19 protein-coding genes are annotated in these 21916 nt (G+C 71.3%); 9 read left to right on the top strand and 10 right to left on the bottom strand.

The window, feature by feature from the left end:
- Nucleotides 1-63: 63 nt before the first annotated feature.
- Nucleotides 64-477: a roadblock/LC7 domain-containing protein gene (locus ACFCZF_RS06345; RefSeq protein WP_376670683.1), complete on the top strand. Its 414-nt coding sequence runs from the start codon at nucleotides 64-66 to the stop codon at nucleotides 475-477.
- A 137-nt stretch (nucleotides 478-614) separates the two neighbouring features.
- Nucleotides 615-1565 (top strand): DUF6397 family protein, encoded by a 951-nt coding sequence (locus ACFCZF_RS06340; protein WP_376670682.1) that lies wholly within the window; start codon nucleotides 615-617, stop codon nucleotides 1563-1565.
- Nucleotide 1566: 1 nt separating this feature from the next.
- On the opposite strand, the gene ACFCZF_RS06335 is transcribed toward ACFCZF_RS06340, so the two are convergent.
- Both ACFCZF_RS06335 and ACFCZF_RS06330 read right to left on the bottom strand, forming a co-directional pair.
- The gene (locus ACFCZF_RS06335) at nucleotides 1567-2433 is read right to left on the bottom strand and encodes an acyl-CoA thioesterase (protein WP_376670681.1); all 867 of its coding nucleotides are present in this window, start codon (nucleotides 2431-2433) and stop codon (nucleotides 1567-1569) included.
- A 19-nt stretch (nucleotides 2434-2452) separates the two neighbouring features.
- Nucleotides 2453-4966 (bottom strand): DEAD/DEAH box helicase, encoded by a 2514-nt coding sequence (locus ACFCZF_RS06330; protein ID WP_376670680.1) that lies wholly within the window; start codon nucleotides 4964-4966, stop codon nucleotides 2453-2455.
- Between the two features lie 145 nt (nucleotides 4967-5111).
- Between ACFCZF_RS06330 and ACFCZF_RS06325 the strand changes: the two genes are divergently transcribed.
- A complete protein-coding gene (locus ACFCZF_RS06325; RefSeq protein ID WP_375916079.1) occupies nucleotides 5112-5906 on the top strand; it encodes a metal-dependent hydrolase in 795 nt (264 codons plus the stop codon).
- 35 nt (nucleotides 5907-5941) lie between these two features.
- Here ACFCZF_RS06325 and ACFCZF_RS06320 read toward each other — a convergent pair whose 3' ends face one another.
- The 4 genes from ACFCZF_RS06320 to ACFCZF_RS06305 form a co-directional block, all read right to left on the bottom strand.
- Entirely contained in the window at nucleotides 5942-6214 is a 273-nt protein-coding gene (locus ACFCZF_RS06320) for a type B 50S ribosomal protein L31 (RefSeq protein WP_345627388.1), read from the bottom strand.
- Between the two features lie 63 nt (nucleotides 6215-6277).
- Nucleotides 6278-6748 carry a DUF5709 domain-containing protein gene (locus ACFCZF_RS06315; protein WP_376670679.1) on the bottom strand — a complete coding sequence of 157 codons (471 nt, stop codon included), beginning with the start codon at nucleotides 6746-6748 and terminating at the stop codon, nucleotides 6278-6280.
- Between the two features lie 913 nt (nucleotides 6749-7661).
- On the bottom strand, nucleotides 7662-9443 hold the full coding sequence (locus tag ACFCZF_RS06310; RefSeq protein WP_376670678.1) for an ABC transporter ATP-binding protein: 1782 nt from the start codon (nucleotides 9441-9443) through the stop codon (nucleotides 7662-7664).
- Nucleotides 9440-11329: an ABC transporter transmembrane domain-containing protein gene (locus ACFCZF_RS06305; protein ID WP_376670677.1), complete on the bottom strand. Its 1890-nt coding sequence runs from the start codon at nucleotides 11327-11329 to the stop codon at nucleotides 9440-9442. Before ACFCZF_RS06305 ends, ACFCZF_RS06310 begins: the two co-directional genes overlap by 4 nt.
- Before the next feature lie 183 nt (nucleotides 11330-11512).
- Here ACFCZF_RS06305 and ACFCZF_RS06300 point away from each other — a divergent pair, with 183 nt between their 5' ends.
- Nucleotides 11513-12277 carry a hypothetical protein gene (locus tag ACFCZF_RS06300; protein ID WP_376670676.1) on the top strand — a complete coding sequence of 255 codons (765 nt, stop codon included), beginning with the start codon at nucleotides 11513-11515 and terminating at the stop codon, nucleotides 12275-12277.
- 59 nt (nucleotides 12278-12336) lie between these two features.
- Here the strand turns inward: ACFCZF_RS06300 and ACFCZF_RS06295 are convergent, their stop codons facing one another.
- On the bottom strand, nucleotides 12337-12798 hold the full coding sequence (locus tag ACFCZF_RS06295; protein WP_376670675.1) for a MarR family winged helix-turn-helix transcriptional regulator: 462 nt from the start codon (nucleotides 12796-12798) through the stop codon (nucleotides 12337-12339).
- Between the two features lie 144 nt (nucleotides 12799-12942).
- On the opposite strand from ACFCZF_RS06295, the gene ACFCZF_RS06290 reads away from it, so the two are divergent.
- Together ACFCZF_RS06290 and mltG are read left to right on the top strand one after the other, a co-directional pair.
- Nucleotides 12943-14745 carry an ABC transporter ATP-binding protein gene (locus tag ACFCZF_RS06290; protein WP_376670674.1) on the top strand — a complete coding sequence of 601 codons (1803 nt, stop codon included), beginning with the start codon at nucleotides 12943-12945 and terminating at the stop codon, nucleotides 14743-14745.
- Between the two features lie 43 nt (nucleotides 14746-14788).
- Entirely contained in the window at nucleotides 14789-15655 is an 867-nt protein-coding gene (gene mltG, locus ACFCZF_RS06285) for an endolytic transglycosylase MltG (protein WP_376670673.1), read from the top strand.
- 12 nt (nucleotides 15656-15667) lie between these two features.
- On the opposite strand, the gene ACFCZF_RS06280 is transcribed toward mltG, so the two are convergent.
- Nucleotides 15668-16747, bottom strand: a complete 1080-nt coding sequence (locus ACFCZF_RS06280) for an NAD(P)-binding domain-containing protein (RefSeq protein ID WP_376670672.1) — start codon at nucleotides 16745-16747, stop codon at nucleotides 15668-15670.
- Nucleotides 16748-16856: 109 nt separating this feature from the next.
- Here ACFCZF_RS06280 and ACFCZF_RS06275 point away from each other — a divergent pair, with 109 nt between their 5' ends.
- A complete protein-coding gene (locus tag ACFCZF_RS06275; RefSeq protein WP_376670671.1) occupies nucleotides 16857-17279 on the top strand; it encodes a YjbQ family protein in 423 nt (140 codons plus the stop codon).
- Between the two features lie 237 nt (nucleotides 17280-17516).
- Here the strand turns inward: ACFCZF_RS06275 and ACFCZF_RS06270 are convergent, their stop codons facing one another.
- Nucleotides 17517-18242, bottom strand: coding sequence for a TetR/AcrR family transcriptional regulator (locus ACFCZF_RS06270; RefSeq protein WP_376670670.1), 726 nt, complete (start codon nucleotides 18240-18242; stop codon nucleotides 17517-17519).
- 123 nt (nucleotides 18243-18365) lie between these two features.
- Here ACFCZF_RS06270 and ACFCZF_RS06265 point away from each other — a divergent pair, with 123 nt between their 5' ends.
- The gene (locus tag ACFCZF_RS06265; protein ID WP_376670669.1) at nucleotides 18366-19355 is read left to right on the top strand and encodes an ABC transporter ATP-binding protein; all 990 of its coding nucleotides are present in this window, start codon (nucleotides 18366-18368) and stop codon (nucleotides 19353-19355) included.
- Nucleotides 19348-20145 carry an ABC transporter permease gene (locus tag ACFCZF_RS06260; protein ID WP_376670668.1) on the top strand — a complete coding sequence of 266 codons (798 nt, stop codon included), beginning with the start codon at nucleotides 19348-19350 and terminating at the stop codon, nucleotides 20143-20145. The genes ACFCZF_RS06265 and ACFCZF_RS06260 overlap by 8 nt, the downstream gene beginning before the upstream one ends.
- A gap of 270 nt (nucleotides 20146-20415) precedes the next feature.
- Here the strand turns inward: ACFCZF_RS06260 and ACFCZF_RS06255 are convergent, their stop codons facing one another.
- Nucleotides 20416-21915, bottom strand: coding sequence for a tripartite tricarboxylate transporter permease (locus tag ACFCZF_RS06255; protein ID WP_376670667.1), 1500 nt, complete (start codon nucleotides 21913-21915; stop codon nucleotides 20416-20418).
- Between the last annotated feature and the right edge of the window lies 1 nt (nucleotide 21916).

Genomic DNA, 21916 nt, shown 5'->3' with positions numbered 1-21916 from the left:
GCGGGCAGATCCTCCGGCCAGGAGGAGAGCACGCATACGGGGACAACACGGGGAGACCGGACCATGGTGCAGAACCAGGGACTTGGCTGGCTGCTGGACGACCTGACCGAGCGCGTCGAACACGTCCGGCATGCGTTGGTCCTGTCCAACGACGGGCTCGTGACCGGGGCGAGTACGGGCCTGCGACGCGAGGACGCCGAGCACCTCGCCGCCGTCTCGTCCGGACTGCACAGCCTGGCCAAGGGCTCGGGTCGCCACTTCGGCGCGGGTCAGGTACGGCAGACGATGGTTGAGTTCGACGACGCCGTACTCTTCGTCACCGCGGCGGGCTCGGGCAGTTGCCTGTGCGTGCTCAGCGGCGCGGAGACCGACATCGGCCAGATCGCCTACGAAATGACCCTGCTCGTGAACCGGGTCGGTGAGCACCTCGACGTCGACGCGCGACAGCCGGGCCGGGTATCACCCACAGACATCTGACCTGGACTTTCGCTACTTTCGTGGAGGCGGCTGCGGAGTTTTCCACAGGCCCGCCACGGATGTTGCGGCAGCGGCTACGGTCTTGTGTCAGGCGGGCGCGGACAGCGCCGGCCGCACACTCCACGGGGGAGACGACCATGTCCGGGAACACCATCACGCACAAGATCACACCCACCGCCGAGCAGATCGGCGCCACCCGCGGCAACATCCACGGCACCAACCACGACGCCTCGCTCGCGCCGAACCGAGCGGCACGAGAACTGGGCCTCAGGCGCAGTGAGTTCGACCTCGCCGTACACCTCGGGCGCATCCTCACCGTACCCGACGAGGGAGGAGGAGGCGGCCGACGCGTCACGCGCGAGGAGATCGGACGGATCCGGGCGGGGGAGGGCTTCCCCGAGGCGTTGAGGGAGAGCGTCCGGGCCGTCGGGACCATGGAAGGCGCTGCCCTCATGGAAGTGCCCAGGGCCCGGTTCACCCGCCTCGCACGGCTGGGGCTCTTGGTGCCGGTGAAGTTCTACGTCAACCGCTATCGAGCCGTCGTCTGGCTGTATCTGGCCGACGAACTACGTCAGTTCGCGTCCGACGAGAGGAACGCCGCACTACTGAAGGGCCGTACGCCCGAGGGCCTGCGGGACCAGCTGACGGAGGGCCTGGACCTGCGTCCCCGCAACTGGAGGGGACGGCACCTGGGGTTCCTGCTCCGCCAGGCCGACGATCCGTGGGCCCAGGCTGCGGCCATCGCGTCCTTGCTCGACCCGGTCGAGGTCTCCGGGGTCGTCAGGGACCCCTACGAGCGCTCCCATCTGCACCGGTTCCGCCCGGTTCAGCCCGCCCACGGTACGCCCGGCTCCCCGGCCGCGCAGCTCGCCGAGGAGATCATGACGGCGGCGGACCCGGACGAGATCGACTGGCTCCGCACGGACCTGGCGGGCGCGGTGAAAGCCGCACGCCGGCAGCGTCCGGCGCCACGCCCGGCCCTTCGCCCCGTGCCGACCCCGCCAGGCCGGGAACCGACGCCGCACGAGGCCGAGGAACCCGGACGGTTCCGCGGCCTGCTGGGCCGGCTGTGGCGCAGAGACTCCTGACCTACAGGGCCCGGAACAGCCCTTCCTGGACGACGGACACCAGCATGCGCCCCTCCGCGTCATAGATCCGTCCCCGCGCCAGGCCCCGTCCACCGGTCGCGATCGGCGACTCCTGGTCGTACAGGAACCACTCGTCCGCGCGGAACGGCCGATGGAACCACATGGCGTGGTCCAGCGACGCCATGTCGAAGCCCCGTGGCCCCCACAGAGGCTCCACCGGGATGCGCACGGCGTCCAGGAGGGTCATGTCGCTGGCGTAGGTCAGGGCGCAGGTGTGTACCAGCGGGTCGTCGCCGAGCGGCCCGACCGCGCGCATCCACACCGCGCTGCGGGGCTCGGCGCTCTCGACCTCATCGGCGCTCCAACGCAGCCGGTCCACGTAGCGGATGTCGAAGGGCTGGCGGCGGGCCATCCGCTCGAACTGCTCCGGCAGCGCGCCCAGGTGCTCCCGCACTTCGGCGGTGACCGTCGGCAGGGACTCGGGATCCGGGACCTTGCGGGCCGGAGGCAGCTGGTGTTCGAAACTCCCCTGCTCAGGCTTGTGAAAGGAGGCGGTGAGCGTGAAGATCGTGCGGCCCTGCTGCACGGCGGTGACCCGGCGGGTCGTGAACGACCGCCCGTCCCTGTCCCGTTCGACCTGGTACACGATCGGCACGCCCGGGCGTCCCGGGCGCAGGAAGTACGCGTGCAGCGAGTGCACCGGGCGGTCGCCCTCAGTGGTGCGGCCCGCGGCGACCAGCGCCTGGCCGGCCACCTGGCCGCCGAAGACCCGCTGCAGCGACTCCTCAGGGCTACGGCCACGGAAGATGTTGACCTCGATCTGCTCCAGGTCGAGCAGGGCGACGAGGCTCTCGGCCGGATTCGTCATGGGTGGGTTTCTCCTGTGCTCACAGCTGGCCGACATCGGTGACGCGGACGACCGCCCGGCCCTCCGCGTCGGAGGCCGTGAGGTCGACCTCCGCGCTGATGCCCCAGTCGTGGTCGTCGTTCGGGTCGTCGAAGATCTGCCGCACGCGCCACAGGCTGTTCTGCGGCTCCTCCTCGATCACCAGCAGCTTGGGACCGCGGGCGTCGGGACCGGTGCCGAGGTCGTCGTACTCGTCCCAGTACTTGTCCATGGCCTCGCCCCACGCGTCGGCGTCCCAGCCGGCGTCGGCGTCCATCTCGCCCAGCGCGTCGACCTGGTCGAGGGCGGCGAGTTCGACACGGCGGAACATGGCGTTGCGGACCAGGACACGGAAGGCGCGCGCGTTGGCGGTGACCGGCCGAACCTGGTCGGCCTTCTCCTGCGCCTCCTCGGCGGTCATCTCCGCCGGGTTGGCGAGCTGCTCCCACTCGTCCAGCAGGCTGGAGTCGACCTGGCGCACCATCTCGCCGAGCCACTCGATCAGGTCCTGCAGGTCGTCGGACTTCAGGTCGTCCGGGACGGTGTGGTCGAGGGCCTTGTAGGCGCTCGCCAGGTAGCGCAGCACGATGCCCTCGGTGCGGGCCAGTTCGTAGTGGGAGACCAGCTCCGTGAAGGTCAGCGCCCGCTCGTACATGTCCCGGATGACCGACTTCGGGGACAGCGGGTGGTCACCGACCCAGGGGTGGCTCCTGCGGTACGTGTCGTAGGCGTGGAAGAGCAGCTCCTCCAGGGGCTTCGGGTACGTGATGTCCTGGAGGCGCTCCATGCGCTCCTCGTACTCGACGCCGTCCGCCTTCATCGCGGCCACGGCCTCACCGCGCGCCTTGTTCTGCTGGGCGGCGAGGATCTGTCGCGGGTCGTCCAGCGTGGACTCCACCACCGACACCATGTCCAGCGCGTACGACGGGGACTCCGGGTCCAGCAGCTCGAAGGCGGCCAGGGCGAACGTGGACAGCGGCTGGTTCAGCGCGAAGTCCTGCTGCAGGTCCACCGTGAGACGGACGATGCGCCCCTCGGCGTCGGGCTGGTCGAGCTTCTCGACGATGCCGCCGTCCAGCAGCGAGCGGTAGATGGCGATCGCCCGACGGATGTGCCTGAGCTGCTGCTTGCGCGGTTCGTGGTTGTCCTCCAGCAGGTGCCGCATCGCCTTGAAGGCGTTGCCGGGCCGGGCGATCACCGACAGCAGCATGGTGTGCGTGACCCGGAAGCGGGACGTCAGCGGCTCCGGTTCGGAGGTGATGAGCTTGTCGAACGTGCTCTCCGACCAGGCCACGAAGCCCTCGGGCGCCTTCTTGCGGACGACCTTGCGTCGCTTCTTCGGGTCGTCACCGGCCTTGGCGAGCGCCTTCTCGTTCTCGACGACGTGCTCGGGCGCCTGGGCGACGACGAAGCCCTCCGTGTCGAAGCCCGCGCGCCCGGCCCGGCCGGCGATCTGGTGGAACTCCCGGGCCCGCAGCGTGCGCACCCGAGTGCCGTCGTACTTGGACAGGGCCGTGAACAGCACGGTCCGAATGGGGACGTTGACACCGACGCCGAGCGTGTCCGTACCGCAGATCACCTTCAGCAGGCCCGCCTGCGCGAGCTTCTCCACCAGCCGCCGGTACTTGGGCAGCATGCCCGCGTGGTGGACACCGATGCCGTGCCGGACGTAGCGGGAGAGATTACGGCCGAACTTCGTGGTGAAGCGGAAGTTGCCGATCAGCTCGGCGATCCGCTCCTTCTCGTCCCGCGTGCACATGTTGATGCTCATCAGCGCCTGCGCCCGCTCCACGGCCTGCGCCTGCGTGAAGTGCACGATGTAGACGGGGGCCTGCCGGGCCGCCAGCAGGTCGGTGAGCGTCTCGGTCAGCGGCGTGTAGCGGAACTCGTAGGAGAGGGGCACGGGCCGGGTGGCCGAGCGGACCACAGCCGTGGGGCGCCCGGTGCGCCGCGCGAGGTCCTTCTCGAAGAAGGAGACGTCACCGAGCGTGGCCGACATCAGGACGAACTGGGCCTGCGGCAGTTCCAGCAGGGGAATCTGCCAGGCCCAGCCGCGGTCCGGTTCCGCGTAGAAGTGGAACTCGTCCATGACGACCTGGCCGATGTCCGCGTGCTTGCCGTCACGCAGCGCGATCGACGCCAGGACCTCGGCGGTGCAGCAGATGACGGGGGCGTCGGAGTTCACGGAGGCGTCACCGGTCAGCATGCCGACGTTCTCGGTGCCGAAGATCTTGCAGAGTTCGAAGAACTTCTCCGACACCAGCGCCTTGATCGGGGCCGTGTAGAAGGTGACCTCGTCGCGGGCCAGAGCGGCGAAGTGGGCGCCCGCCGCGATCATGCTCTTGCCGGAGCCGGTGGGCGTCGACACGATCACGTTCGCCCCGGAGACCACCTCGATCAGCGCCTCCTCCTGATGGGGGTAGAGCGTGAGACCGCGATCCTGGGCCCACGCCTCGAAGGCTTCGTACAGGGCATCGGGGTCGGCGGTCCGCGGCAGCTGATCGATGAGGGTCACGCACCCATCTTGCCTGGCCTCGGCCGTGATGGGGGAATCGGCTGTCCGCGTGAAGATCACGAACGCTACGCTGGGTCGCCGACGAGGCATCAGCGGACCCGGACAACTGCACAGCGGCACACGAGGAATGGGGCGGGCAACGGCGATGATGGGACCAGCACACTCACTGTCGGGCGCCGCGGCGTGGCTCGGCGTCGGGGCGGCGACCGCCGCCGCGGGGCACTCGATGCCCTGGCCGGTGCTGCTCGCCGGGGCCCTGATCTGTGCCGGCGCAGCGCTCGCCCCGGATCTCGACCACAAGGCGGCCACCATCTCCCGGGCCTTCGGACCGGTCTCGCGGGGGCTGTGCGAAATTGTCGACAAGTTGTCGTACGCCGTCTACAAGGCCACGAAGAAACAGGGCGACCCGCGCCGCTCCGGAGGGCACCGCACGCTGACGCACACGTGGCTGTGGGCGGTCCTGATCGGCGGGGGCACTTCGGTCCTGGCCATCACGGGTGGTCGCTGGGCGGTCCTGGCGATCCTCTTCGTACACATGGTGCTGGCCATCGAGGGCCTGCTCTGGCGGGCGACCCGCGGCTCCAGCAGCGACGTACTGGTGTGGCTGCTGGCCGGGACCAGCGCGTGGATCCTGGCCGGGATACTGGACAAGCCGGACGGGGGCGCGGACTGGCTGTTCACCGCACCGGGCCAGGAGTACCTGTGGCTGGGGCTGCCCATCGTGCTCGGCGCGCTGGTGCACGACATCGGGGACGCACTGACCGTCTCGGGCTGCCCCATACTCTGGCCGATACCCGTGGGCCGCAAGCGCTGGTACCCCATCGGCCCGCCGAAGGCCATGCGGTTCCGGGCGGGCAGCTGGGTGGAGCTGAAAGTGCTGATGCCGGCGTTCATGCTGCTCGGAGGAGTGGGCGGCGCGGCGGCACTCAACTTCATCTGAGGGACGATCTGAGGCACGAGGCGGATCCGGCCCGCTCAGCCGGTCCCGTCGGCACCCTGCCCCTCGCCCTGGCCGTAGCGCCGCTCGAAGCGGGCGACACGCCCCTCCGAGTCCACCGTTCGCGCCTTGCCCGTGTAGAAGGGGTGGCTCTCCGAGGAGATCTCCACGTCCACCACCGGGTAGGTCTCGCCGTCGTCCCACGCGATGGTCTGGTCGCTGGTCGCGGTGGACCGGGTGAGGAAGGCGTACCCGGCGCTGCGGTCACGAAAGACGACGGGCCGGTAGTCGGGATGCTTGTCCTGCTGCATGGCTGCTCCTCATACGGCGCGGATCATCGGGGCGACGGCACGCGAACGCGGTCGCGGGTGGCATCAGCCGGGCAGGGAGTCCTCGTCGACGACGTGCATCGCGGCCTCCTCGGCGGAGGCGGCCGCGCCGTCGATGCCCACGTCCATGGCGACCAGCGCCGGCTCCTCGTCCTCGTGCGCCCCCTCATCGGGTGCCACGAGCCGGCCGGAACGGTCCGCGCCGACCTCGTTGTCCAGCAGTTCCCCGTCGGTGCCCTCGGAGTCGCCCAGTCCGTCGCCATCGGGTGCGAGTACATCCGGCCGTTCCTCGGCGAGCCGCTGCTCCAGGGTCTCGCCTTGGTGCCGTTCGGCGGCCGTCACACCGGTGTGCTCCACTGCCCAGGGGCGCTCGGGCGGGGACCAGCCCCGGTCGAGAGGATCGGTGACACCGTCGTACTCGAGGGTGTCCTCGCCGTCGAGCAGACCGGTGTCCTCCCGCTGCTCGGATCCGTCGGGCTGGTAGACGTCATCTCCCCATCCGTCGGCGCTGTTCACGGGTACCTCCAGGGGGTGGGGAACGGGCCCCTTCTCGCCGTGGACCGCGGCGGGCCGCCGCTGCACGGGGCACAGGCGTCACCCGTCTCGGAACCGCACGGTTCCCGGGCCTACCCCGAGCCGGTGCCTCCTCCCAGACTTCCACTCCCGTTCGGGACCGCGCAACGGCACGGCCGTCGACGGGCGCCCCGGCACCCCCGACTCCCGGCGCCCCGGCTCCCCCGACTCACCGGTCGGCCAGAGGCCCGCTCCGGCCGACCAGCGGGCGGGACCGTGCCGAGCCCCGGCCGGGCCCGACCGACCCCCGGTCTGCTCCGTCCGGGTACCGGTCGGGTGCCACCGGGGACCTGCCGGGCCCGGCCGAGTCCCCTCGGTTCCGGCCGGGTGCCGGTGGGGGTGGTCCGGGTACGGGTTGGGTTCGTCCGGGCTTTCGCTGTTTCCCATCAAGCACGGGTCGGCCCTGGCCGGGTGCCGGTGGCGTTCGCCCGGGGGCTGCGGATTCGACCAGGCTTGCCCGTTTCCGGCCAAGCACCGGCCGCCCCCTCGGAGCACCAGCGGGCCCCGGCCGAGCATCCGTGGGCCCCGGCTGAGTACGGCCCAGCGCTCCGGCCGAGCGCCGCAGCGCTCCGGCCGAGCGCGGCCCAGCGTCCCGGCCGAGCGCGGCCCAGCGTCCCGGCCGAGCGCGGCCCAGCGTCCCGGCCGAGCGCGGCCCAGCGTCCCGGCCGAGCGCGGCCCAGCGCCCCGGCCGAGTACGGCTCAGCGCCCCAGACGAGGAGGCCACCGCCCCGTCACCCCCGACCGGGGTCCAACCCCAACCGCGGCCAACCGCCATCAACCGCAACCGGCGACGCCGTCGGCCACCGCCCGGGTGGCGCGTGTCGCCTTGCCCGGGCCGTTGACGAGTGGAGTGTGATCACCCGTGCCAAGACCGCCACAGCGCCGCGTAGGCGCCGTCCGCCGCGACGAGCTCGTCGTGGCTTCCCAGCTCGCTGATCCGGCCCTTCTCGACGACGGCGATGACGTCCGCGTCGTGGGCGGTGTGCAGACGGTGGGCGATCGCGACCACCGTGCGGCCGTCCAGGACCGTGGCCAGCGACCGTTCGAGGTGGCGTGCGGCCCGCGGGTCGAGCAGGGACGTCGCCTCGTCCAGCACCAGGGTGTGCGGGTCGGCCAGCACCAGACGGGCCAGCGCGATCTGCTGGGCCTGGGCGGGGGTGAGCGCGTAGCCGCCCGAGCCGACCGCGGTGTCCAGGCCCTCGTCGAGAGCGCGGGACCAGTCGTCCGCGTCGACCGCGCCCAGCGCCGCCCACAGCTCGGCGTCGGTGGCGCCGGTCCGGGCGAGGCGGAGGTTGTCGCGCAGGGAGCCCACGAAGACGTGGTGCTCCTGGTTGACGAGGGCGACGTGCGAGCGGACCCGTTCGGCGGACATCCGGGACAGCTCCGCGCCGCCCAGGGTGATCCGGCCGTCGCGGGGGCCGTAGATGCCGGCCAGCAGCCTGCCGAGCGTGGACTTGCCGGCGCCCGAGGGGCCGACCAGGGCGAGTCTCGTGCCCGGGGCGACCTCCAGCGACACCTTGCGCAGGACGTCCACGCCCTCGAGGTAGCCGAAGTGCACGCGGTCGGCGTGCACGTGCCGTCCGTCGGGAGCCAGCGAAGGGTCACCGGCGTCCGGCTCGATGTCCCGCACGCCCACCAGCCGGGCCAGGGACACCTGCGCCACCTGGAGCTCGTCGTACCAGCGCAGGATGATGCCGACCGGGTCGACGAGCATCTGCGCGATCAGTGCCGCGGTGGTCAGCTGGCCGACCCCGATCCAGCCCTGCAGGACGAACACACCGCCGATCAGCAGAACGGAGGCGAGCACGGTCACATGGGTGACGTTGATGACCGGGAAGAGCACCGACCGCAGCCAGAGCGTGTATCGCTCCCAGGCCGTCCACTCCTTGATCCGGCGCTCCGACAGTTCGATGCGACGGGTGTCCAGGCGGTGCGACTCGACGGTGCGCCCGGCGTCCACGGTCTCGGCAAGCGCCGCGGCCACGGCGGCGTACCCGGCGGCCTCCGAGCGGTAGGCGGAGGGCGCCCGCCGGAAGTACCAGCGGCAGCCGATCACCAGCAGCGGCACCGCGACGAGCACCGCGGGCGCCAGCGGCGGAGCCGTGATCACGAGTCCGCCCAGGAGCAGCACCACCCACACCACGCCGATCGCCAGCTGGGGCACGGCCTCGCGCATGGCGTTGGCGAGCCGGTCGATGTCGGTCGTGATCCGGGAGAGCAGGTCGCCCGTGCCGGCCCGTTCCAGCACGCCGGGCGGCAGCCCGACCGACCGCACGAGGAAGTCCTCGCGCAGATCGGCCAGCATCCGCTCGCCGAGCATGGCCCCGCGCAGCCGCACCTCCCGCACGAACACGGCCTGGACGGCGAGCGCGAGCACGAACACCGTGGCCGTGAGGCCGAGGTGCAACTCGCGTGCGTCGTCCGACACCCGTTCCACGAGCCCGCCCAGCAGGTAGGGACCCGCCATCGAGGCGATCACGGCGACGGTGTTGACGCCGAGGAGGAAGAGGAACGCACGGCGGTGCCGGCGCAGCAGTTCTCCCGTGTACGCGCGTACGGTCGCGGGCGCGCCGACGGGCAGGGTGCTCGCCGTCGTCGGGGCCGCCGGGTCGTACGACGGTGGCGCGACGCCGATCATGCCGTCTCCTCGATCTCTTCCAGTCGGTGCAGTACGTCGTCGTCGCCGAGGACGTCGTCGTCCAGGGCCTTGTCCAGACCCTTGCCCAGGTCCTTGTCCAGGGTCTTGGCCGGCCGGCCCCCGGCCGGCGTCCCGTCCCCGTGGGTCGCGTTCTCCTCGTCGGTCTCGCGGGTCACCACCGCCCGGTACCGGGGCTCGGTGTCCAGCAGTTCCCGGTGCGTGCCGACCGCCGCCACCTCGCCGTCGTGCAGGAACACGATCCGGTCCGCGCGGTCCAGCAGCAGTGGCGACGAGGTGAACACCACCGTGGTGCGTCCGGCGCGCAGGGTACGCACCCCCTGCGCGATCCGTGCCTCGGTGTGCGAGTCCACGGCGGAGGTCGGTTCGTCGAGGACGAGTGCCTCCGGATCCGTGATCAGGGACCGGGCCAGCGCAAGCCGTTGGCGCTGGCCGCCCGACAGCGAGCGGGCCCGCTCGGTGATGCGGGCGTCCATCGGGTCGTCGGCGCCGAGTGAACCCTGGGCGAGTGCCGCCAGTACGTCGTCGCACTGGGCGGCGGCGAGCGCGTCCTCGGCGCCGACCGCACCGGAGGCGGGCACGTCGAGCAGCTCACGCAGTGTGCCGGAGAGCAGCACCGGGTCCTTGTCCTGGACCAGGACCGCGGTGCGCGCGGATTTCAGCGGCAGCTCGTCGAGCGGTACCCCGCCCAGCAGGGCCGACGTGCCCTCCTCCGAGGGGTGCCCACCGAGCCGTTCCGCCAGGCGCCCGGCCTGGTCGGGGTCGCCGCACACCACGGCGGTGAATCGGCCCGCCGGAGCGAGCAGACCGGTGGTGGGGTCGTACAGGTCCCCGGTCGGGACCTCGGCAGCGCGCGACCCCGCGGTGTCGGTGGCCCGTTCCAGGGCCAGCACCCGTGCGGCCCGCTTGGCCGAGGGCCGAGAGAAGGAGTACGCCATGGCGATCTCCTCGAAGTGCCGAAGCGGGTAGGTGAGGATCATGACGGAGCTGTAGACCGTGACGAGTTCACCGACGCCGATGCGGCCCTCGCGGGCCAGGTGGACGCCGTGCCACACCACCGCGATCAGCAGCAGTCCCGGCAGCATTACCTGGATCGCGGAGATCAGGGACCACATGCGGGCGCTGCGCACGGCAGCGTGGCGCACCTCCTGGGAGGCGCTGCGGTAGCGGTCGAGGAAGAGTTCCTCACCGCCGATACCGCGGAGCACGCGCAGCCCCGCGACGGTGTCGGAGGCCAGTTCGGTGGCGCGGCCGGCCTTCTCGCGCTGGACGTCGGCCCGCCGGGTGGCCCGGGGCAGCAGGGGCAGTACAGCGAGGGCGAGCACCGGCAGGCCCAGGACAACGACGACGCCGAGCGCCGGCTCGTAGACGACCAGGGCCACACAGACCAGCACGATGGTCAGTGCCGCCGCGGTGAAGCGGGAGACGGCCTCCACGAACCAGCCGATCTTCTCGACGTCGCCGGTGGAGACGGCCACGACCTCGCCGGCCGCGACGCGCCGGGTCAGCACCGAGCCCAGCAGCGCGGTCTTGCGGGCCAGCAACTGCTGGACGCGGGCCGCGGCGGTGATCCAGTTGGTGACGGCGGCGCGGTGCAGGAAGGTGTCGCCGATCGCGTTGCCGGCGCAGCACAGCACCAACACGCCGCCCGCCAGGGCGAGCCGGGTGCCGGAACGGTCGACGACGGCCTGGATGGCGAGACCGACGCAGAACGGCAGGGCGGAGACGGAGGCGAAGTGCAGCAGGCCCCAGGCCAGTGACTTGAGTTGTCCACCCAACTGGTTGCGGAACAGCCACCACAGGAATCGGGGCCCCGAGCGCGCGTCCGGCACGCCCGGGTCGGGAAACGGAAGGTCTTGGATCTGCATGACGTCCCAGTGGCTCGTGTCAGGGAGTGCCGTTGCAACACGGCATCGAGAGGCTGCAAACCGTGAAAGGTTCGCGTCGCACAGTGCCCAAAATCAAGCGGTTTTCCGCGGTGGGGTATGAATCCGGCTGCCGCCCGTCGCACCGCTCCGGTGCCGGAGCGGTGCGAGTGCGACCATGGACCGATGCGGAGCGGTGGTGCACGGCGTACGGCGGTCGCGATGGTGGCCCTTGGATCCCTGATGACGGCGCTGTCCGCATGCGGCGGCCCGTCCGGGCGCGGCGCGGACGCCGCGGCGAGCGATCCCGCCGACGACGGAGCGGGCAGAAGCAGTGCCACCACGGCCGATCCGACACGGATCCCCGGCGTCGGCGACCGGCTCCAGCGCCGCATCCCCGCGGACTCCCGTCAGGTCGTCACGGTGTACGGCGACGGCGAAGACTCCGCCGATTCGACGGTGGTGCTGTACACGAAACAGGGTTCCGGCTGGCACCGCGCCCGCAGTTGGGCGGCGCACAACGGCACGAAGGGGTGGACGACCGACCACCACGAGAACGACAAGCGCAGCCCCGTCGGCGTGTTCACACTCAGCGACGCGGGCGGCGTCCTTCCGGATCCGGATCCGGATCCGGCCCCCGGCACCGGCCTGCCGTACACCCGGTCCGCCGCCTTCGCGGCACCGAGGTGGTGGGACAAGTCGTACTGGCACGACTTCGACTACGTCATCGCCATCGACTACAACCGGGTCGAGGGCACCCCGCCGAACGATCCGACGCGCCCCGAGGGTGCGTCCAAGGGCGGTGGGATATGGCTGCATATGGACCACGGCAGCGGAACTTCGGCCTGCGTCAGCCTGTCCAAGCCGGCGATGGAGTACCTGCTGCGCACACTGGACCCGGACCGGCACCCGGTGGCGGTCATGGGGGACAGGGCGCACCTCAAGGCCTGAGGGCCCGCACCTCAAGGCCTGAGGGCCCGCACCTCAAGGCCTGAGGGCGCGACTCCCGGCTACTCCGCCCGACGGCCCGGCCCGGGACAGGGCCCGTCGATCAGCGTGTCCAACAGCCCGCCGAGCACCGCGCGCTGCTCGTCCGTCAGCGGGGCGAGGATCTCCTCCGCCGCGGACCGGCGCGCGCTGTGCAGTTCGCGCAGGGCCGTTCGCCCGTCTGCGGTGAGCTCGATCCGGATCACCCGGCGATTGGCCGGGTCCGGGGCCCGGCGTACCTTCCCTGCCGCCTCCAGTCCGTCGACCAGCGTCGTCACCGCCCGGGGCACGACCTCCAGGCGCTCGGCCAGATCGGCCATGCGGGGCGGCGAGCCGTAGTGCGCCAGGGTGCGCAGCAGCCGGGACTGGGCCGGCGTGATGCCGAGGTCGCGGTGCTCGAGGTGGCGCTTCTGGATGCGGTGCACCCGGCGGGTGAGCCGCAGCAACTGCTCGGCGAGCAGGCCGTCGGGATCGGGGGCGGTCATACGGGAACAATATCAGGATGACGTTCATTGTGAGTATAGGTAACAATGAGCTACGATCCGAAAGGTCGCCGGCGCTCTGCGAGGGTGGTTCGCCACCCGCAGTCGTCGCCGGCCTCCACCCGGCCCACCCCCCCGTAGGAGCCCATGCATCCCGACCACGAAACCGCCTGGACCGCACCCGTCGACGAGAAGGAACAACCGCGGCAGGTGCGCCGTATCCTGCGACTCTTCCGGCCCTACCGCGGCCGCCTCGCGATCGTCGGACTGCTCGTCGGTGCCGCGTCGCTCGTCTCCGTCGCCACCCCCTTCCTGCTGAAGGAGATCCTCGACGTCGCGATCCCCGAGGGGCGCACCGGCCTGCTGAGCCTGCTCGCCCTCGGCATGATCCTCGGCGCCGTCCTCACCAGCGTCTTCGGCGTGCTGCAGACGCTGATCTCCACGACCGTCGGCCAGCGCGTCATGCACGACCTGCGCACCGCCGTCTACGGCCGCCTCCAGCGGATGTCCCTCGCCTTCTTCACCCGCACCCGCACCGGCGAGGTCCAGTCCCGCATCGCCAACGACATCGGCGGCATGCAGGCCACCGTCACCTCCACGGCGACCTCCCTGGTCTCCAACCTCACCAGCGTGGTCGCCACGATCGCCGCGATGGTCGTCCTCGACTGGCGCCTGACCGTCGTCTCGCTGCTCCTGCTCCCGGTCTTCGTGTGGATCAGCCGCCGCGTCGGCAGGGAACGCAGGAAGATCACCACCCAACGGCAGAAGCAGATGGCGGCGATGGCCGCCACGGTCACCGAGTCGCTCTCCGTCAGCGGCATCCTGCTCGGCCGCACGATGGGCCGCTCCGACTCGCTCACCCGCGCCTTCTCCGACGAGTCCGAGGGCCTGGTCGACCTCGAAGTGAAGTCGAACATGGCGGGCCGCTGGCGGATGGCCGTCATCACGATCGTCATGGCGGCCATGCCGGCCGTCATCTACTGGACCGCGGGCATCGCCCTGCAACTCGGTGGCCCGGACGTCTCCCTCGGCACGATCGTCGCCTTCGTCTCGCTCCAGCAGGGACTGTTCCGCCCGGCCGTGAGCCTGCTGTCGACCGGTGTCCAGATCCAGGCGTCGCTCGCGCTCTTCCAGCGCATCTTCGAGTACCTCGACCTGCCGATCGACATCACCGAGCGGGACGGCGCCGTCCACCTCGACCGCATCAAGGGCGAGGTCCGTTTCGAGGACGTCGAGTTCCGCTACGACGGAAAGAGCGGCCCGATCCTCGACGGCATCGACATCACCGTCCCCGCCGGCAGCAGCCTCGCCGTCGTCGGACCGACCGGCGCCGGCAAGTCCACGCTGGGCCACCTGGTGCCGCGGCTGTACGACGTGACCGACGGCCGGGTCACCCTCGACGGGGTCGACGTGCGCGACCTCGACTTCGACACCCTCGCCCGCGCCGTCGGAGTCGTCTCCCAGGAGACGTACCTCTTCCACGCCTCGGTCGCCGAGAACCTGCGCTTCGCCAAGCCGGACGCCACCGACGCGGAACTGGAGGCGGCGGCGCGGGCGTCCCAGATCCACGAGCACATCGCCGCCCTGCCCGACGGCTACGACACGGTGGTCGGCGAGCGCGGACACCGTTTCTCCGGCGGAGAGAAGCAGCGCCTGGCCATCGCCCGCACCATCCTGCGCGACCCGCCCGTCCTCGTCCTGGACGAGGCGACCAGCGCACTGGACACCCGTACCGAGGCCGCCGTGCAGGACGCCATCGACGCCCTGTCCGCCAACCGCACCACGATCACCATCGCGCACCGCCTGTCCACCGTCCGGGACGCCGACCGGATCGTGGTCCTCGACTCCGGGCGCCTGGCCGAACAGGGCAGGCACGAGGAGCTGCTGGAGCGGGACGGGCGCTATGCGGCGCTGGTCCGCCGGGACGCCCGACTGGAGCCGACAAGATGACGATATGCCGGGTTTGCGTGCGAATGGGGGTTACCGTGCCCGCATGCAGACGAACACTCCGCGACGGAGCACGAGAGGCACCAGGAGAACGATCCGACTGACGCGCCGGGGCCGCATCGCCCTGATCGTGACCGGCGCCGTCGTGGCCGGTACCGCCGTGGCGGTGCCGCTGCTGACGACGGACGAAGAGGGCGAGTCCCGCCCCACGTCCCTGGTGATCCCCGAGGGCTGGCGCGCGACCCAGGTCTACGAGGCCGTCGACAAGACCCTCGCCCTGCCCCCCGGCACCACCAAGAAGTCTCTGGCCAAGGCCAATCTCAAGCTGCCGAACGACGCCGAGGGCAACCCCGAGGGCTATCTCTTCCCGGCGACCTACCCGCTCGGCGAGAACCCGACGCCGGAAAAACTGCTGACGGCCATGGTCGACACGGCGAACAAGAAGTTCACCGGCGCGCCGATCGCCGCCGGCGCCCAGCGCAACGCGCTGAACGTCTACCAGGCGGTCACCATCGCCAGCATCGTGCAGGCGGAGGCCTCCGACGAGGAGGACATGGGCAAGGTGGCCCGGGTGGTCTTCAACCGGCTGGAACGCGGTATGCCGCTGCAGATGGACTCCACCATCAACTACGCCCTGGGCCGTTCCACCCTGGAGACCAGCACCAAGGACACCAAGATCGACAGTCCCTACAACTCGTACCAGCGCATGGGGCTGCCGCCCACCCCCATCGACAACCCCGGCGACGAGGCGATGAGTGCCGCGATCAATCCGACCCCCGGCGACTGGCTGTACTTCGTCACGGTCAAGCCGGGCGACACCCGCTTCACCGCCGACTACGCCGAACACCAGCGCAACGTCGCCGAGTTCAACCGCATCCAGGAGAGCGCGTCGAAGGAGGCCGAGGCCACCTGACCGGGCGGGGCGTCACGCGGCGACCGGCGCCTGTTCGGCCAGCAGCCGCCTGATGTCCCGTACGGCCGCGCGTCCGGCCCGGTTGGCGCCGATGGTGCTGGCCGAGGGACCGTAGCCGACGAGGTGGATCCGCGGGTCGGCGACCGCGCGCGTCCCCTCGACCCGGATACCGCCGCCGGCCTCCCGCAGCCGCAGCGGCCTCAGATGCTCGATGGCGGGCCGGAAACCGGTCGCCCACAGAATGACGTCCGCGGCCACCCGCCGCCCGTCGCTCCACTCGACCCTCTCGGGCGTGATCCGGTCGAACATGGGCTGCCGGTCCAGCACTCCCGACTCCAGCCCCGCCCGGATCGCGTCGTTCAGCGGCAGCCCGGTCACCGACACCACGCTCTTCGGCGGCAGCCCCTGCCGCACCCGCTCCTCCACCAGCGCCACCGCGGCCCGGCCCGCCTCCTCGTCGAAGGGCCCCTCGCGAAAGACGGGAGGCCGCCTGGTCACCCACGTGGTGGCCGCGGCGAGCGGGACGATCTCCAGCAGGTGCTGCGTCCCCGAGGCGCCCCCGCCCACCACGACCACGCGCTGCCCGGCGAACTCCTCGGGACCGGCGTACCGCGCCGTGTGCAGTTGCCGTCCCCGGAAGGTCTCCTGGCCCGGGTAACGCGGCCAGAAGGGCCGGTCCCAGGTGCCGGTCGCGTTGATCAGCGCCCGCGTCGACCAGGTTCCGGCCGACGTCTCGACGAGCAGCCGCCCACCCGTCCCCTCGCGCACCGCGCGGACGTCGACGGGCCGCCGTACCCGCAGGTCGAAGGCGCGCTCGTACGCCGCGAAGTATTCACCGACCACCTCGGCGGACGGCCGCGCCGGGTCCGCGCCGATCAGCTCCATACCCGGCAGCGCGTGCATGCCGTGCACCTTGCCGTACGTCAGCGACGGCCAGCGGAACTGCCAGGCGCCGCCCGGCGCGGGGGAGTGGTCGACCACCACGAAGTCGCGTTCCGGCTCGAACCCGGTGCGCCGCAGGTGATGGGCGGCGGCGAGCCCCGCCTGACCGGCACCGATGACGACGACCTCGCCCTCGCGTGTGTTGTTCACGTTTCTACCAACGGAGCGGAGGGCCTCGATCTTCCCCCAGTCCGCGCCAGGGTGATCACGAGCCCGACGTTCCCGCGCCCGGCCCGCCGCGTACGTCAGGATGGGAGGCATGCCAGATGCCTTCAGCACCCGAATCCTGAACCTCGCGACCGGCTCGGCGGAGCGGGTCGCCGACATCACCGGTGACTGCGAGTCCTTCCTGCGCGAGGCGGCGGCCGGCCGCGACGGCCTCCTCAACGTCTTCGTCCCGCACGCCACGGCCGGGATCGCGGTCATCGAGACGGGTGCGGGCAGCGACGACGACCTGCTGGCCGCGCTGCACACCCTGCTCCCCGCCGACGACCGCTGGCAGCACCGCCACGGCAGCCCCGGCCACGGCCGCGACCACGTCCTGCCGGCCTTCGTGCCCCCGCACGCGACCCTGCCGGTGATCGGCGGACGCCTGGAACTCGGAACCTGGCAGTCGGTGTGCCTGGTGGACACCAACAGGGACAATGCCGACCGTCAAATTCGTCTGAGCTTCCTCGGCTGACCAGGGCTTCCTCGGCTGACCAGGATCGCTGTGCGATCGAGCGTCCCTGTGACGGATGCGGCACATGCCTGTTCGGAGTGCGGCGGCCATGGCGCGTGAAGTCGGCGACGTCGTCCCCTGAACGCCGGCGGGAGAGCGTGCTCACCGCCGCCGCGTCCGTGGCTGGATGACCCGGCCGACGGAAACCGGCGGTGATGCGGCTCAGCCGCTCACCGGACGCGGGTCAGGGCCGCGTGCTCAGGCGTCGGGCGTGTCCTGGGTGAGTCGGCGCACCCACTCGACGTCCGGCTGATGCGAGGCGTGGCCGTCCCGGGCCGGCGACGGATCGTTGGCGGCGTTCGCCGGGTCCACGAGCCGGCGCAGGCCGGTGCGCAGCAGCGCGCCGTCGACCGAGGCGATACCGCTGAGCGCGAGCACCGACACTCCCTGGTCGAGGGCGGTCATGAGCTGTGCGACATCGTCGGACGGGAGGTGCTCGCCGTCCGGCCGGCCCGCGGTGGCGACCCGTCCGTAGGCCTGGAGGAGAACCTGGACGCGTGCGCGGAGGAGGTCGATGAGCTTGTCGTCGCGGGCGGCGGTCGCGATGAACTCCAGCATGGCGAGTCCGAAGCCGCGGACCATCTCCGCCGCCTCCTCGGCCCGGCCGGCGTCCTCGTCCGGCGGGGACGCCGTGGGGCCCGACCCCTCGGGCGTCGCGAACGGGTCCCAGTCCTCGCCGCGAAGCGCTTCCAGGTTGTGGTCCATCACCGCCAGGAACAGTTCGGCCTTGCCTCCGAAGTTCGAGTAGACCGCGCCCTTGGAGAACCCCGCCTCGTTGGCGATCCCCTCCAGACTCGCTCCGTGGTAGCCGTCGCGCGCGAAGGTGTCCAGCGCCGCCATCGTCAGCGCGTCACGGGTCTCCCTCTTCTGCTCGGTACGGCTCCGCCGTACCCGGGGCGTGGTCGTCAAGGCGCGCTGGTTCATGCCCACATCGTAGTTGACGTACCAGCAGCATCGCGATACCAATGGGATTCAGATACCGAGCGAATCTGAATACCGACGGTATCACGGTGAGCGGGGCGGGCCCCCGATGACGGAGGATCAGGCATGACTGACGCGGTGTTGGAGATCCGGGGCCTGACGAGGAGGTTCGGCCCGGTCGTCGCGAACGACGGGATCGACCTGCGGGTCAGGGCAGGCGAGGTGGTCGGACTGCTGGGGCACAACGGCGCCGGCAAGACCACGCTGGTCTCACAGATCGTGGGCCTGCTCAAGCCCGACAGCGGATCGATCCGGGTGGCCGGTACGGACGCGGTCGCGGACCCGGCCACGGCCCGCCGCTGCGTCGCACTCCAGGCCCAGACCCAGGCCCCGATAGACGGTCTGACGCCCTGGGGCGCCATCGAGATCGCCGGGCGGCTGCGCGGCATGTCCCGTGCGGCCGCCGCGGCCGCCGCGCGCACGCTCGCCGACGAACTGGACATCCACGAGTGGCTCGACCGGCGTGCCCTGCCGGACGGCCGCGGTCTGTCCGGCGGCGTGCGCCGTCTGACCGCGTTCGCCATGGCCGCCGTCGCGCCCGTGCCCCTGGTCATCCTCGACGAGCCCACCAACGACGTGGACGCGGGCCGCAGGCGGCGCCTGTGGGACACCGTCCGCCGCATCGGTGACGACGGCGCGGGGGTCCTGCTCGTCACCCACAACGTGGTGGAGGCCGAACGGGTGGTGGACGAGTTGGTCGTGCTCGACCACGGCAAGGTCGTGGCCGCCGGTTCGCCCAGCGGCCTGCGGGGGGCCGGCGACAACGACCTGCGACTCGAGCTCTCGCTGAACCCCGGCGGCGGGGACCCGTCCGACGCCCCGGCCGCCGTGCCGATGGCGGTCACCCGCCGTGTCCGCCTCGGCCGCCGGGTGCTGCTGACCATTGGCCCAGGTGATGCCGAGGCAGCCGTCTCCTGGGCCACAAGGCTTCGTTCGAGCCGGCTCATCGAGGAGTACTCGCTGGCCCCCGCCACCCTCGAAGACGTCTACCTCGCCGCCACCACCGGAGCCATCCCGGGCGCGGCCGTCACCACGGAGGAAGCAACCCATGTCTGAGGCAACCGCGTTGACGCCCCGCACGCGGGTTCCTCGCGCCGTTCCGCCGCGCACCGGCCTGTGGACGACCTACGAGAACCTGCTGCGCTGGAACATGGCCCAGATCGGCGCGATGCTGCCGCTGATCATCATCGTCCAGGCAGTGCTCGCCGCCGGCATCATCGTCGGCTTCGGGTTCCTCATCAGCGACATCAACACTCCTGCGGCCGTTTTCCTGTCCACGGGCACGCCCACCGTGCTGCTCATGGTCATCGGCCTCGTGATGGTCCCCCAGGGTGTGGCGCAAGCACGCACCAGCGGCACCTTCACCTATCTGCGGGCGCTGCCGGTGCCCCGTCCGCTCCACCTGCTGGCCGACCTGACGGTCTGGCTGGTGGTCGCGCTGCCCGGCATCCCCGTCTCCGTCTTCGTGGCGTGGCTGCGCTACGACCTGACCTACGGCTTCGACTGGCCTGTCCTGATCGCGGCGTCCGTCCTGACCGCGGTGATGGCCACGTCGGTCGGCTACGCGCTCGCTGTGCTCCTGCCGCCACTGCTGGCCCAACTCGCCAGCCAGGTACTGGTCTTCTTCGTCATGCTGTTCTCGCCGATCACCTTCCCGGAGAGCCAGCTGCCCGGCTGGCTCAGGGCGGTCCACGACGTGCTCCCGTTCCGGCCCGCGGGTGACCTGCTCCGTTCCGGGCTGGTGTCGGGCGGCGGCGGTGTGGACTGGACCGATCTGGCCGTGCTGTCGGCCTGGTGCCTGCTCGGGCTCGTGATCAGCGTGCGTGCGCTGGTCCGTCGAGCCTGAGACGGCGCATCGGGCGGCCGGCTAAGGGTGATCCTTTTCGCCGGTTCGCAGGAGCGGCCAGGGGCACGTTCTCCGTTTCCCGCCCTGACCTGCCGCGTCATGCGCGACACCGGCCCGGTGTGCGCGCAGTATGTGGTTGGCCTGGGGTTGCCCTGACGGTGGTTCGCGGACACCATCAAGGACAACCCCGACAAGGACAACCCCGACAAGGACAACCCCGACAAGGGCAACCCCGACCGCCAGGTCCGGCTGAGCTTCCTGGGCTGAGGATCAGGCGTCGGACCGTGTCCGTCCCCGGACCACCAGCCGCTTCAGCAGTGGCCACGCCAGCAGCAGCGCGATCACCAAGTAGACCGTCACCGCGAACGGCGTGTTGACCAGGCCCGTCACGCTGCCGTCGCTGATCTGCAGGGCGCGGCGCAACTGCTGTTCGGCGTTCGGGCCGAGGATGACGCCGATGACGGCCGGCAGGATCGGCAGGCCGTAGCGCCGCATGCCGAAGCCGACCAGGCCGATGATCAGCAGGATCACCAGGTCGACGACCTCGCCGCCCACCGCGTACGCGCCGACCGCCGCGAAGAACATGATCCCCGCGTAGAGGTAGGGCCGCGGGATGCGCAGCAGCTTGGCCCACACCGGGGCCAGCGGCAGGTTGAGCGCGAGCAGCAGCACCATGCCGACGAAGAGGGAGGCGATCAGGCCCCACACCAGCTCGGGTTCGCGTTCGAAGAGCAGCGGGCCGGGCTGGATGCCATACTGCTGGAAGGCGGCCAGCATGACCGCCGCGACCGCCGTCGTCGGCAGGCCCAGGGTCAGCATGGACACCAGCGTGCCCGCCGCCGAGGCCGACGCCGCCGACTCCGGGCCGGCCACGCCCTCGATGGCGCCCTTGCCCCACTCGTCCTTGTTCTTGGACAGGCGCTTCTCCGTGACGTACGACAGGAACGTGGGGATCTCCGCGCCGCCCGCCGGGATGGCGCCGAACGGGAAGCCGATGAACGGGCCGCGCAGCCAGGACTTCCAGGTCCGCTTCACATCGCCACGGCCGAGCCAGGGAAGGCCCACCGGGATCGGCTCGGTCGCCGCGCGCCGCAGGTGGGCCGCCACCCACAGCGCCTCGCCGATCGCGAACAGGCCGACCGCGACGATCACCACGTCGACGCCGTCCGCGAGTTGCAGCGAACCGAAGGTCAGCCGCTGCTGCCCCGTCATCTGGTCGAGGCCCACCAGACCGATCGTCAGGCCGATCAGCAGGGAGGCCAGACCTCTGATGCGCGACGAACCGAGTACCGAGGTCACGGCGATGAACGCCAGCACCATGATGGCGAAGTAGTCCGGCGCGCCGATGTCCACCGCCAGGTCCGCGACCGTCGGCGCCAGCGCCACCAGCAGGATCGTGCCGATCATGCCGCCCGCGAAGTGACCGATGGCGGCGGCCGCCAGCGCCTGGGCGCCGCGCCCCGACTTGGCCATGGGGTTGCCCTCCATGGCCGCGACCACGGCGGCGCTCTCGCCGGGGGTGTTGAGCAGGATCGAGGTGGTCGAACCGCCGAACATCGCGCCGTAGTAGATGCCGGCGAACATGATGAACGCGGCGACGGGGTCGAGTCCGTACGTCACCGGCAACAGCAGTGCCACCGCCATCGCGGGGCCGATGCCGGGCAGGACGCCGATGGCCGTGCCCAGCAGCACACCGAGGGCGGCCCACAGGAGGTTCAGCGGCGTCAGGGCCGTACCGAAGCCGTCCATCAGGGAGTTCAGGGCGTTCATG

Source organism: Streptomyces sp. NPDC056296 (assembly GCF_042268605.1).
GTDB lineage: Bacteria > Actinomycetota > Actinomycetes > Streptomycetales > Streptomycetaceae > Streptomyces.
The sequence above is the reverse complement of the archived record's forward strand: the minus strand, read 5'-3'. Positions and strand labels throughout refer to the sequence as shown.

What these genes read in the sequence shown, in the direction of transcription:
- ACFCZF_RS06290 (WP_376670674.1), top strand. Translation starts at nt 12,943, where the DNA reads ATGCATCCCGACCACGAAACCGCCTGGACCGCACCCGTCGACGAGAAG.
- ACFCZF_RS06255 (WP_376670667.1), bottom strand. Translation starts at nt 21,915, where the DNA reads ATGAACGCCCTGAACTCCCTGATGGACGGCTTCGGTACGGCCCTGACG.
- ACFCZF_RS06320 (WP_345627388.1), bottom strand. Translation starts at nt 6,214, where the DNA reads ATGCAGCAGGACAAGCATCCCGACTACCGGCCCGTCGTCTTTCGTGAC.
- ACFCZF_RS06340 (WP_376670682.1), top strand. Translation starts at nt 615, where the DNA reads ATGTCCGGGAACACCATCACGCACAAGATCACACCCACCGCCGAGCAG.
- ACFCZF_RS06260 (WP_376670668.1), top strand. Translation starts at nt 19,348, where the DNA reads ATGTCTGAGGCAACCGCGTTGACGCCCCGCACGCGGGTTCCTCGCGCC.
- mltG (WP_376670673.1), top strand. Translation starts at nt 14,789, where the DNA reads ATGCAGACGAACACTCCGCGACGGAGCACGAGAGGCACCAGGAGAACG.
- ACFCZF_RS06295 (WP_376670675.1), bottom strand. Translation starts at nt 12,798, where the DNA reads ATGACCGCCCCCGATCCCGACGGCCTGCTCGCCGAGCAGTTGCTGCGG.
- ACFCZF_RS06310 (WP_376670678.1), bottom strand. Translation starts at nt 9,443, where the DNA reads ATGATCGGCGTCGCGCCACCGTCGTACGACCCGGCGGCCCCGACGACG.
- ACFCZF_RS06335 (WP_376670681.1), bottom strand. Translation starts at nt 2,433, where the DNA reads ATGACGAATCCGGCCGAGAGCCTCGTCGCCCTGCTCGACCTGGAGCAG.
- ACFCZF_RS06300 (WP_376670676.1), top strand. Translation starts at nt 11,513, where the DNA reads ATGCGGAGCGGTGGTGCACGGCGTACGGCGGTCGCGATGGTGGCCCTT.
- ACFCZF_RS06345 (WP_376670683.1), top strand. Translation starts at nt 64, where the DNA reads ATGGTGCAGAACCAGGGACTTGGCTGGCTGCTGGACGACCTGACCGAG.
- ACFCZF_RS06270 (WP_376670670.1), bottom strand. Translation starts at nt 18,242, where the DNA reads ATGAACCAGCGCGCCTTGACGACCACGCCCCGGGTACGGCGGAGCCGT.
- ACFCZF_RS06265 (WP_376670669.1), top strand. Translation starts at nt 18,366, where the DNA reads ATGACTGACGCGGTGTTGGAGATCCGGGGCCTGACGAGGAGGTTCGGC.
- ACFCZF_RS06275 (WP_376670671.1), top strand. Translation starts at nt 16,857, where the DNA reads ATGCCAGATGCCTTCAGCACCCGAATCCTGAACCTCGCGACCGGCTCG.
- ACFCZF_RS06305 (WP_376670677.1), bottom strand. Translation starts at nt 11,329, where the DNA reads ATGCAGATCCAAGACCTTCCGTTTCCCGACCCGGGCGTGCCGGACGCG.
- ACFCZF_RS06325 (WP_375916079.1), top strand. Translation starts at nt 5,112, where the DNA reads ATGATGGGACCAGCACACTCACTGTCGGGCGCCGCGGCGTGGCTCGGC.